Here is a 16,064-nt window from a genome sequence, read left to right as displayed (position 1 = left end):
GTCAAGTAGCGAGTCTACGTGACAAACGACTGACACCTATTCGGCGAAGGTGTCTCTTTTCATTTGCAGCCGATATGAAGTGCCTCTTTCAGGCACATTCAATCTTTGACACTACACACTCAACACCATTCCCTTGTATCAGGCTGCTTTAGCAGTCTTTTACGCTACATACTTCAAAAAAAAGAGAGCTCAGCTCCCTTTTCCCGCCTTATAAAATACCCCTTTTTCAGCATAGCGATATTCATCATCAGCTAAAGTAATTTTCCCATCCAGTTTGAGTTCATCTAATAGTCTTGATAAATAAAATTGATGTAACATTTTTTTAGTGAATTTTCCTTCATGATGCGAAACGATATGTTCTTGAATATCTAACAATGATATTGGCTTATCTTGCTCTATCATATATTCATAAACTGTACTACGCAGTTTTACGTATTTTTCGAGTGTCACAGTACTTCGCAACCCCTTTCTTCTTAATATAAATTTTCGTAATCGGTTTTTTTGCAACAAAAAAACCTCTCCGATAAGAAGAAGTTACGTATATCTTCGTCTTATCTCCCAGAACAAATATGTTCTGCTGGAATTAGCACCTGCATCGCGGTTGCTGGGTTTCATCGGGCCAGTCCCTCCACCTCTCTGGATAAGAAAATATTCACTTTAAATTTAACTATACGTAATTTTATTATAATTGTCAAATAAATATAAAAAATTATATTTTCTTATTTATTGTTCATACTACAAAAAGATGTACAAAAGGAGGCTACTACTTTGAAAAAGAATGCTCGTGGATACGTACAAGATTCTTTTCATTCCTTACAAGAAGCGAAACATTGTTTAGAAGATGCATTACAGACTGTTGAAGAAGATTTTAATCGCGCACGTATTGAACAATCCCTTTACGCTGTAGAGCAAGCTCTTCAACGTTGCGATTACACCGTTCACATTTTAGAACAAGAATGAAAACTTCCCATCAAAAGATGGGAAGTTTTTTTCAAATGGCATACTTCATCATTATTACCGTTATTATTAAAAAATATACAGAATTAACGATTTCTAAAATCCCTACTTTTAATATAGAAATCTTTTTGCCATACAACATAATGGCCCGAATTACACTTGGTACAAATATGAGTGAACACCATGGATTTATAGCAAATACAATTACCGTTAATACAATATGGTATCCCCAAGATATAAAACGATACTTCGGATTGTTTTTTTCACGAATCATCGTTTTCACATAAAACGTACTTCCTAAAAAATATAGAAATGAAATAAGCGCAATGAATAATGCTGTTTTATCTATGAATTTCACGGAGAAATAATAACTGATTAAGCCGCCTATACAAAACACTATAATCGCACAAACATCATTTAGTAATGCTCGTTCATTTTTTTGACGAGCGTAATACATATTTACAATAAACAATGGAATCATTAATACTGCGAATAAAAGAATTCGCCATTCATATAATAAAGAAATCATCCCAAATATAAATGCAATGATAAAATAAACAATTGCAGCGTGTAGAAATTCTTTTTTTCGTCTTTGCCTTATGTACATGAGAAATGGATAAGTGGCTAGATAGATAAAGAACCAGGCTAAAAACAGTGGGATATGATAAAAAGTAGGTTTACCAAGTAATACACTTAATAGAAATGGTATGACAAGCATCGCCCATGCTCCATGTTGCTTCGGAATAACTAACTTCATTAACTATACACCTCCCTCTTGAAAATAATTCTCACCTACTATTATACAAATAATTTCATATAATAACGGATATATATTGAATCTATTTTTTGACAATAAAAAATGCTTCTTACAATATGTAAGAAGCATGAAAGAGGCAAACGAATATGTAAGTCGCGACCCTACCTTATATGAGTATGCTTTTCTATGTCACGTTATGCTCATCTAATATACCGTATTTCTTTTTAAATCTTGTGAGGATCGTAATCCATGACGTACTAAATAACAGAAGGAAAATAACATTCGATATCGCATGACTAAGATCGAAAGAAAAACTTGCGACATAGTAAGCAATAACTGTTTCCCACGTTGCTTCCTGTATAAAACCAAGAAGACCCCAAAAATTCATAATCCAGCCAAATAGAAATCCAACGGCAAATCCGTACAACAGTCTTCCCCACAGTTTTTTCATTAAAAATGTATTACGTAATAGTCCAGCTATAAACCCGATCATGCCCCAAGAGAACATTTGCCACGGCGTCCACGGACCTTGTCCTAAAAAAATATTAGATACAATGGCAGCCGTTGCCCCAATCATAAAGCCAGTTTCACTCCCAAAAACAATTGCAGAAACGATAATGACAAAAGAAGTCGGTTGTACACTTGGTAAAATAGAAAATGGTACCCGGCTAACCGCTGCAATCGCCGCTAACACAGCAACGATAACAATTTCACGTGAAACAAACGCCTTCCTTTCAAAACGAATATAGAAAGGTAACATAATGACAGCTAATAAAAACAAACTACTTACCATGTAATACCCGTCCATAATAAAAGTCGTAAAGAGTAGTGTACATATTACAACGGCAAAAATAAATATTATAAATGCAACATATCGTTTGGACACGCTTCGTACACATCCTCCCACGTTAATGCAAATGGCAACCCTCTACGGATGAATCGATTAATAGATGTTGTATAAAAGAAGTTACCACTAAAGAACTCTTTCGGTGCATCATTCATAATGACTTTCCCGTCAAATAACATCATGCACTGATCAACGTATTTCGCTGCAAACTCAATATCATGCGTTGCCATTACAATTGTTGTACCTTCTTTTTGCAACTGCTTAAATAGCTCTCCTACTCTTTCCTTTTTCCATGGATCTAGTCCGATACGATAAACTTAACTAAATCTATACAATTCAATCAAATTTACACGAGTTAGTGCTTCATCGTGTTCTCGCAACCCCGAAGGGACGAGGGGTATAACACTCCACACGAGGCAGTATCGTTACCTCCTATTATCAAGCATTTATTTTACCCATCTTGATAAATTTATCGCAGCATTTACATCCCTATCGTGATGGCTATTGCACCTAACACAACACCACTCACGTATTTTTAAACTCCACTGTCCTTCTGGTTGAACTGAATGGTCGTATTTTACTCCGCAACATAAACAAATCTTGCTTGAGGCGAACCATTTATCAGCTTTTACATATGCAATGCCATACTTCTCGCACTTGTATGACAAACATTGAAAGAAGAAGTTTAATTTTTGAAAGGAAAATGCTTTCGATAGTTTTTTGTTTTTTAACAGGTTTGAGATAGGTAAGTCTTCCACAACAATTCTCATTGGTTTGGTTTTCACCAATTTAGCTGTTGCTTGATGGATATGGTTATTTCGGATATTCGTAATTTTCCTAGATAACCGCAGGTGCTCAGTTTTCGCTTTTTCATATCCGGCAGATTGAATTTTTACACCTTTTTTAAATCTCCTAGACATATCTCTTTGTGCTGACTTTTTCCTTTTCAAAAGTTTTTTAACCTTGGCATCTTTGTTTATATTTCGTTCTTTCATACCATTAGAAGCTACAAACAGCTCTTTTAAACCAACATCCACACCAATCGACTCATTGGTTAGTGCTTGTAATTCAAAGTCTTCTTGGAATCCTACACTAATCCACCAGTGACGACCATCAAAGGTAACTCTTGGATTTGATGGTTTTTTGTTTCTTGGTAGTTGTTGGCTTGTTTTCACTTCTCCAATGGACTGAATATCAACTACTTTCTTTCCTATAATCAGTCTTTCATAATTGGCATAAAATCCTTGGATTAAATCTTTTTTGGATTTATAAGAAGTGTGATAACCATTTTTGTACTTTTTGAACGAATGTTTTCTCGCCGTATCAAAATCTTTTGAAGCCTGTTTGGGCACTTGTGCATTAATGTCTTTTAACCACTCATATCTCTTTCGCTTCTTGATCTTTGTAAATCGTTTCTGTAAAGCTAACTGTGAAACAGATTTTCCAAATAGCTTATAGTATCTATCACTCATTCTTTTACAATAGTTATAAGCAAATCTTGCAGCACCAGCATGGTTTCTAAGCACTTTTTCTTGTTCAGGCATTGGAATTAGTCTGACTTTCTTCGCCAATATCATCAGAATTTAACTCCTTTAATGAAAGATTTGTTCTTCTGAATAGTAGCGTGTTCCACCAGCATTCTCCTTAGATTACTCGGATGCAAACCTGTTAATTCTGATACTTGACTAACTCGTGAAAATTTCATTATTATTCTCACCTCATTGAACCAAACATAGCACATACGTTCTATATTTTCAATGAAGTTTGATAGATTCAATAAAATTTATCTTGTTCAACTAAGGGCGCAATTCCTTAGCCAGTTCTCTTATGAACTTCTCATGTTTTCACATGAGCGCAGACTATATGTTTATCTCTTTAGGGATAGAGGATTTTTCCACCACCATAGGCTTGTGGTGTACTCTCGTCAGTTATACGAGATAGTCGTTGAACGTTCATCTTATCCATTTTGACTTAGATGATTCGAGGCGGAAGACCCATTGTTCTAGTGTTTAGGATTTAACCTTGCACGATCTGATTGATTTTTTCTGCTTTCGCAACATTCACGCTCGCTATTTCTAGCCACGTTGTAGTTCAATCAGCTTTAGGGATTGCCCGCAGTTAACCCTCACTACTAGCCAATCACTTGACTAGCAGGGCTTACTGATATATTTAATTAACTTTGGTTATAATTGGTTAAATAAATCGTAACAGTTAGTTACCCTTTGTCGGTTCATCAAGCAATAATAAAGTCGGCTTTGATAATAACGTTGTACATAATGCGAGTAATTGTTGTTCCCCGCCGCTACAATCATGCGGATGACGTTCTTTAAGCGAATATAACCAAAACTGTTTTAGCATATTTTCTGCTATTTCTTTTCCTTGTTCTCCGTATAATTCACTTGCACGTTCATACACTTCTTCCCACACTGTATCAAATGTAAAATGATAGTATGGGTGTTGCGATACATATCCTATACTTTTAAATCGTTCTTTCGAATCAATTTTATGTATCACTTTTCCACTCCACTTTACTTTCCCTCTTCTAGCTTTTTGTAATCCTGCTAAAATCGTTAACAGTGTAGACTTCCCGGTTCCGTTTTTCCCAACTAGAGCTGTCCATTTTCCTTTTTCGATGTTCACTGTTAAATCTCGTAAAATAAGGGGACTATTTTTCTCATATTGAAAAGATATATGTTCTGCACTTAAGATCACTTCTTGTTTTTCACACTGTTCTACTTGCCCATCCCTATATGATATCGCTGAAAAATCATTCATTTTCATTTGCGCTTCTCGCACTGTAAACGGAATATCTTCTACATTCCACTCTAAAAACAATCTTGGAATTTGCGGGATAAATGGACGGAACTTTTCAACTTCCCACATGTTAGCTATAACCGTTTTAGGACTACCATCATAAACGATTCGGCCGTTATTCATACAAATAACGCGTGTTGCAAGTGGTATCACTTCATCCAGACGATGTTCACTTAAAACGATCGTAATTCCAAGTTCTTCATTAATACGTTTTAATAACCCTAAAAACTCTTTTGCAGCAATCGGATCTAGCTGCGCTGTCGGTTCATCCAGTAATAATAACTTCGGCTGCATGACTAATACTGCTGCTAAATTTACTAGTTGTTTTTGACCACCAGATAAAGTATGAACAGATTGATGTAACAAATCTTGAAATCCTAAAAAGCTAATAAGTTCCGCTATTCTTTTTTGAATAATATGTGATGGTAACCCGATATTTTCTAAAGAAAATGCTAATTCTTGAATCACTGTATCCATTACGAGCTGATTTTCTGGGTTTTGAAATACCATACCAATGTCTTGTGCAGATAATAAATCAGGTACTCCCTCTAATAAAACGTCATCATAAAATATCTCTCCTGAACGCGTGCCAATTGGCAGTAATTCCTTTTTAAAATGTTTTAATAAAGTTGTCTTCCCAGAACCTGAACCGCCAGCAAGTACTATAAATTCTCCTTTTTGAACAGAAAGAGAAATATGCTGTAACGCTTCTTCATTTTCATCAGCATATATAAATGATAAATTCTTTATTTCTGCATGCGCCACCATATCGATTCCCTTCCTTCCATCATAATCGGTAAACTAATAAACATCATAAATAGGAAAAACATCATTCCATCGTATTGCTGGAACAGTATTGATTCCACTTTCGGATAGATAATCAATTTCCCACCGCCATAATAACTAAATATAAATGAAGTTATTAATAGAAAAACTAAATAACTTAGCGTATACAAATCACGTCTTTCCATTCTATATCGAATATATGTCGTACGCTTCGTTACACCAAACCCACGAGCTTGCATAGAATCTGCCGTTTGAAGTGCATCTTCTAACGAACAAACTAATAACACTTGCAGTAATTTCATTCCATTTTTTATACGCTCAATGAGTGAACCTGAATCTAATTGCACACCTTTCGTTTTTTGGACGAGTGTAATTTTCTTTAACCGCCTAATAAACAAAGGAACAAACCTCACTGTAATCATCGTTAACAATGCTACTTTCGGTGAAATTCTCGAAAATAAATATAAAAATTTATGACTCGAAATAATATCGTTATAAGAAGCAAACGTAAACATAATCGCAACTAATAATAACCCCATAACAAGCCCAAACATAACTGCCTCAAGCTTAATCCGGCTATCTCCTAACCAAAATAACGTAGTCGCCCCTCTATGCGTTAATAAAGAATTAAATAAAATTACCATTAGAAAGAATACGATAGTACTTGGCAGCATGTTTCTTATTTTCTCGCCATTTCCTTGTACTATATTTAAGATTACTATTAGTATAATCGCTCCAATTAAAAAAAGAGGATGAAGACACATCATACATAGTATCATCACCCCAATATAATAGAAAAAATTAACAAAAGGATGTAAAGAAGAAAAGCTTATTTTCATAGTCCTTTACCGAAGATCCTTTCCTATTTTAATACAAACACCCACTCAATTGTATCGCCTGGTTTTACTTTAACTACACCAGCACTATAGTTTGGAAAAGCACCGTTCACACGATATTTCCAGCCACTAGTAGTAGTAATATCTTTCTCGTATAAATCATTAATACCTTTTACATAAATATCACCTTTAGAGCCCATTGCATCAACCTCTAGTCCTGTGCCCGTTAGCACACTGTAAACTGTGTCACCTTCTTGTACATCAACCTTTTTCGCACCTAATAAGTATCCTTCATGACCTTTTACGGAGATAGTAACTTGTTTCGATTGCGGTTTCGGTACTAGTACTGGATCTGGTTTTGGTGGTTCAGGAGTTGGTACTACCGGAGTCGGTATCGTTTTCTCCTCTTTATTCGGATCTTCCTTTTGCTCCTGTTTCGGTGTTTCTTTCGGCTGATTAACAACCTTCGCCTCTTCTTTTACTTCTGGCGCTTTCTGTTGCTGGGGTTTCTCTTCTTGTACTTTTTGTTGCTCTGGTTGTTTATTTGCAGCAGGCTGTTCCTTTGGTTTCTCTTCTTTCTTTACTTCAGGTTGTTCCTGCGCTTTTTCTTCTTTCGGTTTCTCTTCTACTTTTTGTTCTTGTTTATCTTTCTGCTCTTCTTGTGGTTTTTGTTCCGGTTCAGCTTGCTTCTCTTCCGGTTTCGGTACATCTTTTTGTTCTTCCTGTTTCGCTACTTCTTTTTGCTCTTCTTGCTTCGGTTCTGCCTTCTTCTCAGGTTTTACAGCCGTTTCTTCACATCCGGCTAATAATCCCAATGAAAGAACTAAAGAAATGAACCATTTCATCTTACTCATGCTGTCCCTCACCTTTCATATTAAAGTGAAACTTTAATGAGTGGAGATTTTGTTCATCCCCACTCATTATTAGCCCTCACTTTTATAATAAAATTAGGAGCAAATGATTGCTCCTAATTTTTGTTAAGCTGCTTTACGTCTCCATAATACATATGCAGAAGCGATACATAATACACCCATACCTACTTGTGTAGCTGCACTATGAGAAGATGCTCCTGTTTGTGGTAATTGATTCTTATTCTTGTTTGTTTCTTTATTAACTCGTTCGTTATCTACAACAACTTTTAGATTTTCATCTTTTGGTTGTTCTTGTAACTCTTCTTGTTGTTTCGGCTGTTCTACAACTTCTTTTTCTTCTACAGTTGTCTCTGGCTCTACAATTGGTTTCGTATCAATTTCATTCTCTACTACATTTGACCAATCATAAATCGATTTTCCAAGATCTTTAAACTGAAGTAAAGCTAAAAATGCTTGCTCTGTAGCCATTCCGCTACCTTTTTGATCACTTGGTAACCATTTAAACTCACCATTTGGAAGCTGGTATGACATTAAATTTTGTACTGCTTTATTAAGACGATCGTGATCTACATCTTTAACTAGCGATAGTCCAATAATTGCTTGTGCAGTACTATTAGAATTCTCTTGTCCATCAGCGGCAAAACCACCATTACCTAGCTGCTGCTTGTATAAATAATCAACAGCTTTTTGAATAGCTGGCTTTACATCTGCTTGATCTTGATAAGGAGCTAATGCTGCTAATACCATACTTGTTACATCAACGTTACTAGCACTTTCTTTACTACTTGAACTATCATATGTCCAGCCACCGTCTGTATGCTGCGCTTGTAAAAGTGCTTGTACTAAAGCAGCTCGATTCCATTTTGCTTCGGCCGGAATCTCATATTTCTTTGTATCTAATGCAAGTAATGTAAATGCGTATCCTGTAACGGAATTCACTTTATCTGATTCAAATAAATTTTGTACTAAATTTTGTCCCTCTACCTTTGTAGGATCTACATTCATTGCATTCATCATAATAATCGTTCTAGCTAAATCTGTTGCTGAAAAACGATTTAAACGCTTCTTAACCTTTTCAGCTACTGGCTGAACATAGTTTATTTTCGTTTCAAGCGGAACATTTACACCTGAACGAGCAAGTCCAATCGCAACCCAATCACTACCAATTCCATCTTGTAACATCTTTTCTGACGTTTTAGAAATCGCTTCGTTTAATTGTGCTGCTGGAATTTCGACTTTCTCTTGCTTTGGTTGTTCTGTTACTTTATCTTCTGGTTTACCATCTGGCTTTTCTGTTTTCGGTTCCTCTGGTTTACCATCTGGCTTTTCTGTTTTCGGTTCCTCTGGTTTTGGCTCTTCTACAGTTTTACAAGTGCCAAATTTATCTAACGTTTGTTGCAACGTTTGTTGACTCATATTACTCCAGTCTGCAACGTAACGAAATGCAACAACATCCCCAGACTCTAATTTATAACTATCCGCCCCAACTTCTGCAGATTTATCATTTACATCATACAACCAACCGCTCGTTGCTCCGGCCATTAATCCATCGATGCCCTTTATATACGTTCCAAATGACATACTTTCAGATGTTACTTTGTCACCCATAACTTTTTGTAGCAAACTAAAAGCTGTTTCTCCATCTTCAATGGAAACTTCTTTCGGACATAACATAATTCCTTTTTGTGATTCACCAATAATTGCAAGTTTCGCTGTCTTTCCTTCAGCAAACGTAATATGTACTGTATTCGCAAAAGAAACAAATACAAGTGCCACTGCCATTAATGATGTAAGCAGCCATTTCTTTAACATTGCCATCCCAAAATCCCCTCCCTTTACTAACATTCACACAAAAAAAGACCCTTTAAGGGTATGCGGTTGACACTCTCTTTTTGTAAGTGTCGAACAAAAATGTACAACACCTCCTACCCGCATTAACGAGCAGTAAGACCCCCACCTCAAATTCAACGAAAGCAAAGAAGTTAGGTAGGGATCAACTGCCCGTAAATGCCCGATTGGTGAAGGCTAATAATCAGTGGGATGAACAAAATCCCCACTGATTAAAATTTCACTTTATCGTAAATACGATAAACCTATACATTCTACAAATTTTGATTTTCTGTATTATTTTACTATTGACAAAGAATTTTGTCCATGCTTTATCGGATTTATTTTCTAAGAATAATAGCTTAATAGCCTTCCATTATTAGAAGTCATCCCTCACTATGTAAGCTTTTATCACTAACAATAATTCCATCTTCATCTACATAAACATATTCATTCGGTTTCCATTCAACTTCACCAAATTGCACCGGAATATTTCTTTCTCCTTTTCCTTCTTTTACACTTCTATTTGGCATTGTCCCTAACGCTACAATACCAATATTAATATTTTTTAATTCACTAGAATCACGAACATACCCATTTACAATAATTCCTGCTAAGTTTCTTTCTTCCGCAATAGCTGCCAAATTATCACCGAGTAACGCACAATTTTTAGAAGCTCCGCCATCAACAACTAATACTGTACCTTCCGGCAGTGTTTGTAACCCCTCTTTTACTAGTACATTATCATCCTTCACTTTTACCGTTGCGATTTTCCCATAGAATTGTTTTTTCTTCCCGAAAGACCGAAAAGACTGGCGACATATTTGTAATTCCTTTTCAAATTCATCACATAGATCCGTAGTTTTCCACATCTTTTTCCCCTCTTTTCCTTATTCTTTCTATATAACATATTCTTGGATTTTTTTCGTTTCCCTGTCTAATGTTGCAACAATTTGTATGTGTAAGAAAAGGACAGAAAAACTATTGCCTTAAGAAGCCACCTTTATTATAATCTATTCCACAGATAAATTTCAGAATATTAAAAATTAACCAAGTGAAAAAGGAGGGGTTTTATGCAATTACAGACCGAGGCAAAAAAACAGCCTAGTAAACGAAAGTTTAAAATGCCTGACGCGTACGTACTACTATTTTTTATTGCTTTACTTTGTGCAATAGCTACATATTTCGTTCCTGCTGGAGAATTTAAAAGAGTCACAAACGGTACTGTTACAACGACAATACCAGGAAGTTATCATTCTGTTCCACAATCGCCGGTAGGGTTTGTTTCTTTTTTTACCGCTATTGAAAAAGGAATGACACTTGCTGCTCCTATCATCTTCTTAATTTTATTTACAGGTGGAGCCATTGCAATTCTTGAAAAAACAGGTGCTCTTGACGGTTTAATCTATCATGTAATTAACAAATTTCGGAATCAGCAATTACTTTTCATTTGTATTGTCGCCGCACTCTTTTCTATTCTCGGAACGACTGGTATTATCGTGAACTCAGTTATCGGCTTTATCCCCATCGGCATCATCGTTGCACGCACATTAAAATGGGACGCTATCGTCGGCGTAGCAATTATTTATTTAGGCACTTATGCTGGTTTTAATGCTACTATTTTATCTCCCTCACCTTTAGGCATTTCACAAAAAATCGCAGAACTCCCGATGTTTTCAGGAATTGGTTTACGTACGGCAATTTATATCTCTTTTTTAATTGCTACCATTTTGTATATTAATTGGTATGTAAAACGCTTAAAAAAATCGAATAAAGGAAGCATACTCGGAGATAACTGGTTTCCAAGTAATGCTCTTTCAAGTGAGAAAGAAACAGAGAAAACAGAAGTTCCTTGGACAATACGTCATAAATTAATTTTACTCGTTTCAGCTTTATCATTAATTGCATTTTTAATAGGCGCTTTTCGTCTACATTGGACGGACGCAGAAATGACCGCTACTTTTATATTCATAGCAATTACAGCGGGAATAATAGGTGGTATGAAAGCAAACGATATCGCTTCTACTTTTCTAGCAGGCTGCCAAAATCTCATATACGGTGCTTTGATCGTCGGAATGGCTCGTTGTATTTCAGTCATTTTAGAACAAGGCAAATTACTTGATACAATCGTTAATCAACTCGCACAGTCTCTCGAAGGACATAGCCCTGTATTTGGCGTTCTCGGCATGTATGTAAGTAGTGCCGCATTACATTTCCTCATTTCATCCGGGACAGGAGAATCTGTTATTTTCATTCCGATATTAGCTCCATTAGCCGATTTCATGCATATTACACGCCAAGTTACAGTACAGGCTGTTATGCTTGGAGAAGGTGTAGTGAACTGCCTCAATCCAACTTCCGGTGTTTTAATGGGCGTTCTCGCAGCGAGCGGCATTTCTTATGGAAAATGGATTCGCTTCATGGCTCCACTTGCATTCATTTGGTTTATCATTGGACTTATTTTTCTTATTGTTGGCGTGAATATTGAGTGGGGACCGTATTAAAAGAATCATATTATACTTAACTTAATAAAATATCTATTCTATTCTCCAATCCTATAAAAATCACTTATTCTAGTATAGATATAAACAGGGATTGATCATAGTGATCAATCCCTTCTCTCAAAGCAAAATACCTTTAAATATTTTAATTCCAAATTTTATTTACCCATTCTGGATGATCAATAAAAGGATTACGATTATGTTGATATTTCGTAAAAATCACTTCATTACGCTTTCGCTCTAAATCATCGACAGGGTCTTGTTCATTCCATTTTAGTAAAACGGATAGTTTACCCATGTATGGATCTTTATTGTTATTCACCTTTTCATTTAATTCTAAGTCTATTTCGCCGTTGTCTCCTTCATAACGAACAGCCATGTAAAATAGCATTCTAGCGATATCTCCTTTTACACTATCACGAGGTTCCCAAGAATCACTATCGTACTTACATTCTGTCGCTTCTGAATGATTCACACCACCATTATCAAAATCCAGATTTCCACGTGAGCTATTTACAGATACATCCGTCGCTCTTAAATGATGCAAATCTGTTCCAGCTCCTGCAGTCGTTCCAAAATCACCGTGAGATTTTGCCCAAACATGCTCTCGGTTCCAATTATCAACTCCTGAACCATTCGTAAGTTTCCCTTGCGAACGCCCAGTATATAAGAGTAGCACATTGTTTTTATTATTTGGATCTTCATCAGTATCTCTTAGTGCTTCCCAAACCGCACTGTATGATAACTTTGTATGATCATCAATAATATTATGAAGTTCCTTCTTTAATTCTAAACCCATTTTTCCTATTGCATTATTATAATATGTATCGTCATAGCTTTTTACAATAATCTCTTGTGGTGATGCAGAAGCTACTTCACCGTGTATGATATCTGTGAATGATAGAGATGCAGTACCTAAAATAAAAAATGAAGATAGTGTAACCATAGCAAGCCTTGTATTTCTAAACTTCATATACCCATTTCCCCTTTAAAATATAATTTGAAGCTATTAACTAAAAAATGCTTTCTAGCCCCCAAAAACTTTTAGAAAGCCATACCCATCCTTTTCTTTTTATTTAATACAAAACTCTATTGAGTCTGTATTATTTCCACACTTTTTGTTTATCTACTTTTCACAAGGAATATCCTTCTCTAGTAAAGATTATTAAAATATTCTTTACAATTAAAAAGTAGTTTAATGTTAACTTATAAATTTCAATTTTTTTATGCAATTATGCATATTTGATAAATCGTTCGACTTTTCTTTTTTCTATAACTGTCTTTATTTTTTGTGTAAAACCCTTCTTCCTCTGTAGAATAAGTACAAAAATAGATTGGATACCATGTAAGGCACCAATCTATTTTAATTAAAGAAACTTTGGTAATTCTGAGTTCACAACACATTGTGCAGTAATGATAACATTTTTATATTGAGACAGAACTACTACTATTTATTTGGTATCGAATCTATATACTTTTTAGCTACTTCATATACATATTCTTGATTTGCCGCTGCTGTGTTTGGGTTGTATTTTCCGCCGTTTGTTTTATTGTTAGATAATACTCGAATCCCTAAAAATGGTACGTCATAAGCTTTTGCGATTTGTGCTGCGGCAGCGCCTTCCATTTCTTCTACAGATGTACCGTATTTTGTATGGAACCACTTAATTCTATCAACTTCATTATTCCAAACGTCTGCTGAACCTATAGTACCTTCCACCACTTTACCTTTTGTATACTTGTCTTTTACTGCATTAGCTGCTGCAAGTAAATCCTTATCTCCCTCGTAGTATCGGATTTTCTCAGCATTTGGATCTTCTCCTGCACTCCCTTCAGAAGCCATCAGGTCCATAGATATCCATTTTTCCGGTTCAATTCCTTGGTTCTCATTCATATTTGTTGTTTTTAGTGAACCTATATTCGCGACTTGTTTTCCTAACACAATATCAAATACATTTAAATTAGGATCATGTCCACCTGATGTTCCTTGGTTAATAATCGCTATAGGCTTATATTTTTCAATAGCCACTGCTGTAGCGGCTGCTGTATTTTCCATTCCTTTACCTGTTTTCGCAACGATTACAGGATAATTGTCTACAGTTCCTTTATAAAATACGAAACTCCCAGACTTTTCTTCTTTCACATTTTTTAACCTTTTTGCAAACTTTTCAGCTTCTATCGGCATTGGCCCTTGAATTAAGATTGGTTTTTGATTATTTTTTGCCTCAACTTGTTTTGGACCCGCATTACATCCAGCAAGTATTGAGAATGACAATGCAACAGTAGTTACTAGGGCAGCACATTTTTTCAACGTATTCTTCTTCATAAATAATCTCCTCTTTCTCTTGTTGTTTTCTATACTCGATGTTTTGGTCCAAAGAAAAAAGCTCTAGAAATTGTAGAAAAATCTCTACTTTCTAGAACTACGGTAGTCAAAGTTAATTAAGCAAAAGATGAGGCCAATGCTAAATTATAGAACGGTAGCGGCTCAATACAGAAAGCGACCGAATACTTTAACCCGTAGTCCAGTTCTTTCATTGGGAACTAGGTAGAAACGCTCGGACCATATTACCGAGTATATACGAGTGATGTTATTTAAAATTATTATATTGGTAATATAACAAACTTTTAGTGTATACACAATCTAAAAGTGAACACTTTTAATAAAAATAATAAAAATGTTCGTTTTTACAACTTAAATAGTTAGGATTTATCATTCCTAAATGGATAACGACGCTAAAAAACTCATAACCCATATACTAAACTAGATTAACCTACAACAACCGATCTTTTACAGACAATTACTCTACCTTTTCAGCGTTTGAGGCATTTACTACTACATAATTCGGTATTGTCGCAACGAGTTGTATTAAATGTTGGTACATACTAATTTGCATCATTTCATTCGCCTTCTCAGTATTTCCAAGCATTTGATACGCTTGTGCGATTAAATCTTCCTCTCGAAAATTAGGTCGTATCGTTTCGCCAAGTAATTGAAACACCTCATTTGGTCTATTGAGTATAAGATAGCAAGTTGCTTGAAAAGATGCCGCCTCTTTCACAAGAGAAACATCTTCACTTTCTCCCTGCACTCGGCTAAAGAGATACATTGCCTCTTCTAAAATTTCAATTCTTCTATCCATATCCTCTGTTAACATGTGGTGATTAATAAAAAGTAGCCCCATTTGAATTAATAATGGAAAACAAGAATAATATTTTTTTGTCACTTCCCTGCACTCCATCATTACTTCATCAAACGGTTCTTCACTAAAAGCTTCCGCTAGTCTATGATATAAATTTTTAATATCTTCCTATTCCATTTGCGGTGTATAACAGATTAATTCATCTATACTTATGTTAAAGTACGATGCTAACAGTGGCAAAAATGTAATATCCGGATAACTCTGCCCAGTCTCCCATTTGGAAACAGATGCTTTCGTAATACCGATATACGCCACTAACTCTTCCTGTGTAATTCCTTTTTCTTTTCTCTTATCCGCAATGATTTTATGAATATGAATTTCTCTCACTGTATCACCTCATACTTTTATTATATGTACTTTATTTCACACAAAATATAGATTTAAAGTCGACTTTCGTTAACAAAATCAACTGTTAGGAAACATCTCTCTAAAATAAAAGGCAGGAACATATTTGATATGTTCCTGCCTTTTTATTGTGGGGTACCGATACATAGCCATCTAGCTAAGATTTTGAAGTGCTTCAAAATCAAAAATTTCATCTCACCACAGTTTTCTATGAGAATCCAGTGAACAGCTTATTTACATAATTTTCGAAAGCGGAAGTTAAAAATTCTTAGTTTCTTGCTCAATTAAAGCCACCCGTTAGTTAAACAACAGAAGGTTT

General features: G+C 35.4%; 12 protein-coding genes, 3 pseudogenes and 2 riboswitches. Of the genes and pseudogenes, 2 read left to right on the top strand and 13 right to left on the bottom strand.

Annotation, left to right across the window (positions count from 1 at the left end):
* Positions 1 to 189 precede the first annotated feature (189 nt).
* Entirely contained in the window at positions 190 to 510 is a 321-nt protein-coding gene (locus JFU20_RS26155; RefSeq protein ID WP_002084449.1) for a hypothetical protein, read from the bottom strand.
* 38 nt (positions 511 to 548) lie between these two features.
* A riboswitch (SAM riboswitch) is annotated at positions 549 to 647 on the bottom strand.
* 121 nt (positions 648 to 768) lie between these two features.
* Between JFU20_RS26155 and JFU20_RS26150 the strand changes: the two genes are divergently transcribed.
* A complete protein-coding gene (locus JFU20_RS26150) occupies positions 769 to 960 on the top strand; it encodes a hypothetical protein (RefSeq protein WP_002084448.1) in 192 nt (63 codons plus the stop codon).
* A gap of 31 nt (positions 961 to 991) precedes the next feature.
* On the opposite strand, the gene JFU20_RS26145 is transcribed toward JFU20_RS26150, so the two are convergent.
* From JFU20_RS26145 to rraA, 9 genes and pseudogenes are all read right to left on the bottom strand, one after another.
* A complete protein-coding gene (locus tag JFU20_RS26145) occupies positions 992 to 1,714 on the bottom strand; it encodes a YwiC-like family protein (protein WP_002013933.1) in 723 nt (240 codons plus the stop codon).
* Between the two features lie 184 nt (positions 1,715 to 1,898).
* The gene (locus JFU20_RS26140) at positions 1,899 to 2,600 is read right to left on the bottom strand and encodes an ECF transporter S component (RefSeq protein WP_002165382.1); all 702 of its coding nucleotides are present in this window, start codon (positions 2,598 to 2,600) and stop codon (positions 1,899 to 1,901) included.
* Positions 2,573 to 2,866: pseudogene (locus JFU20_RS26135) on the bottom strand (ABC transporter ATP-binding protein); the annotation flags it as partial. The gene JFU20_RS26140 and the pseudogene JFU20_RS26135, both read right to left, overlap by 28 nt.
* Before the next feature lie 141 nt (positions 2,867 to 3,007).
* Positions 3,008 to 4,138, bottom strand: a complete 1,131-nt coding sequence (locus tag JFU20_RS26130; protein WP_002165381.1) for an RNA-guided endonuclease InsQ/TnpB family protein — start codon at positions 4,136 to 4,138, stop codon at positions 3,008 to 3,010.
* 640 nt (positions 4,139 to 4,778) lie between these two features.
* Positions 4,779 to 6,143, bottom strand: a pseudogene (locus tag JFU20_RS26125) (ABC transporter ATP-binding protein); the annotation flags it as partial.
* The gene (locus JFU20_RS26120) at positions 6,122 to 7,000 is read right to left on the bottom strand and encodes an energy-coupling factor transporter transmembrane component T (RefSeq protein WP_033710053.1); all 879 of its coding nucleotides are present in this window, start codon (positions 6,998 to 7,000) and stop codon (positions 6,122 to 6,124) included. The pseudogene JFU20_RS26125 and the gene JFU20_RS26120, both read right to left, overlap by 22 nt.
* 23 nt (positions 7,001 to 7,023) lie before the next feature.
* A complete protein-coding gene (locus JFU20_RS26115) occupies positions 7,024 to 7,851 on the bottom strand; it encodes a DUF4430 domain-containing protein (RefSeq protein ID WP_002013950.1) in 828 nt (275 codons plus the stop codon).
* 123 nt (positions 7,852 to 7,974) lie between these two features.
* Positions 7,975 to 9,687, bottom strand: a complete 1,713-nt coding sequence (locus tag JFU20_RS26110) for a DUF4430 domain-containing protein (protein ID WP_201039064.1) — start codon at positions 9,685 to 9,687, stop codon at positions 7,975 to 7,977.
* A gap of 395 nt (positions 9,688 to 10,082) precedes the next feature.
* Positions 10,083 to 10,568: a ribonuclease E activity regulator RraA gene (rraA, locus tag JFU20_RS26105; RefSeq protein WP_002013954.1), complete on the bottom strand. Its 486-nt coding sequence runs from the start codon at positions 10,566 to 10,568 to the stop codon at positions 10,083 to 10,085.
* Positions 10,569 to 10,769: 201 nt separating this feature from the next.
* Here rraA and JFU20_RS26100 point away from each other — a divergent pair, with 201 nt between their 5' ends.
* A complete protein-coding gene (locus tag JFU20_RS26100; RefSeq protein WP_002013955.1) occupies positions 10,770 to 12,200 on the top strand; it encodes a YfcC family protein in 1,431 nt (476 codons plus the stop codon).
* A 142-nt stretch (positions 12,201 to 12,342) separates the two neighbouring features.
* On the opposite strand, the gene JFU20_RS26095 is transcribed toward JFU20_RS26100, so the two are convergent.
* From JFU20_RS26095 to JFU20_RS26085, 3 genes and pseudogenes are all read right to left on the bottom strand, one after another.
* A complete protein-coding gene (locus JFU20_RS26095) occupies positions 12,343 to 13,170 on the bottom strand; it encodes an endonuclease I family protein (RefSeq protein ID WP_002033283.1) in 828 nt (275 codons plus the stop codon).
* Positions 13,171 to 13,644: 474 nt separating this feature from the next.
* Positions 13,645 to 14,523, bottom strand: a complete 879-nt coding sequence (locus JFU20_RS26090) for a 5'-methylthioadenosine/S-adenosylhomocysteine nucleosidase (protein WP_201039063.1) — start codon at positions 14,521 to 14,523, stop codon at positions 13,645 to 13,647.
* A 175-nt stretch (positions 14,524 to 14,698) separates the two neighbouring features.
* Positions 14,699 to 14,802: riboswitch (purine riboswitch) on the bottom strand.
* Positions 14,803 to 15,001: 199 nt separating this feature from the next.
* Positions 15,002 to 15,727: pseudogene (locus JFU20_RS26085) on the bottom strand (helix-turn-helix domain-containing protein); the annotation flags it as partial.
* Between the last annotated feature and the right edge of the window lie 337 nt (positions 15,728 to 16,064).

This window comes from Bacillus sp. TH30 (genome assembly GCF_016650875.1).
GTDB lineage: Bacteria > Bacillota > Bacilli > Bacillales > Bacillaceae_G > Bacillus_A > Bacillus_A mycoides.
Note: the sequence above shows the minus strand (reverse complement) of the source record. Positions and strands in the feature narration are given on the sequence as shown.

What these genes read in the sequence shown, in the direction of transcription:
- JFU20_RS26145 (WP_002013933.1), bottom strand. Translation starts at nt 1,714, where the DNA reads ATGAAGTTAGTTATTCCGAAGCAACATGGAGCATGGGCGATGCTTGTC.
- JFU20_RS26130 (WP_002165381.1), bottom strand. Translation starts at nt 4,138, where the DNA reads ATGATATTGGCGAAGAAAGTCAGACTAATTCCAATGCCTGAACAAGAA.
- JFU20_RS26120 (WP_033710053.1), bottom strand. Translation starts at nt 7,000, where the DNA reads ATGAAAATAAGCTTTTCTTCTTTACATCCTTTTGTTAATTTTTTCTAT.
- JFU20_RS26115 (WP_002013950.1), bottom strand. Translation starts at nt 7,851, where the DNA reads ATGAGTAAGATGAAATGGTTCATTTCTTTAGTTCTTTCATTGGGATTA.
- JFU20_RS26110 (WP_201039064.1), bottom strand. Translation starts at nt 9,687, where the DNA reads ATGGCAATGTTAAAGAAATGGCTGCTTACATCATTAATGGCAGTGGCA.
- rraA (WP_002013954.1), bottom strand. Translation starts at nt 10,568, where the DNA reads ATGTGGAAAACTACGGATCTATGTGATGAATTTGAAAAGGAATTACAA.
- JFU20_RS26100 (WP_002013955.1), top strand. Translation starts at nt 10,770, where the DNA reads ATGCAATTACAGACCGAGGCAAAAAAACAGCCTAGTAAACGAAAGTTT.
- JFU20_RS26095 (WP_002033283.1), bottom strand. Translation starts at nt 13,170, where the DNA reads ATGAAGTTTAGAAATACAAGGCTTGCTATGGTTACACTATCTTCATTT.
- JFU20_RS26090 (WP_201039063.1), bottom strand. Translation starts at nt 14,523, where the DNA reads ATGAAGAAGAATACGTTGAAAAAATGTGCTGCCCTAGTAACTACTGTT.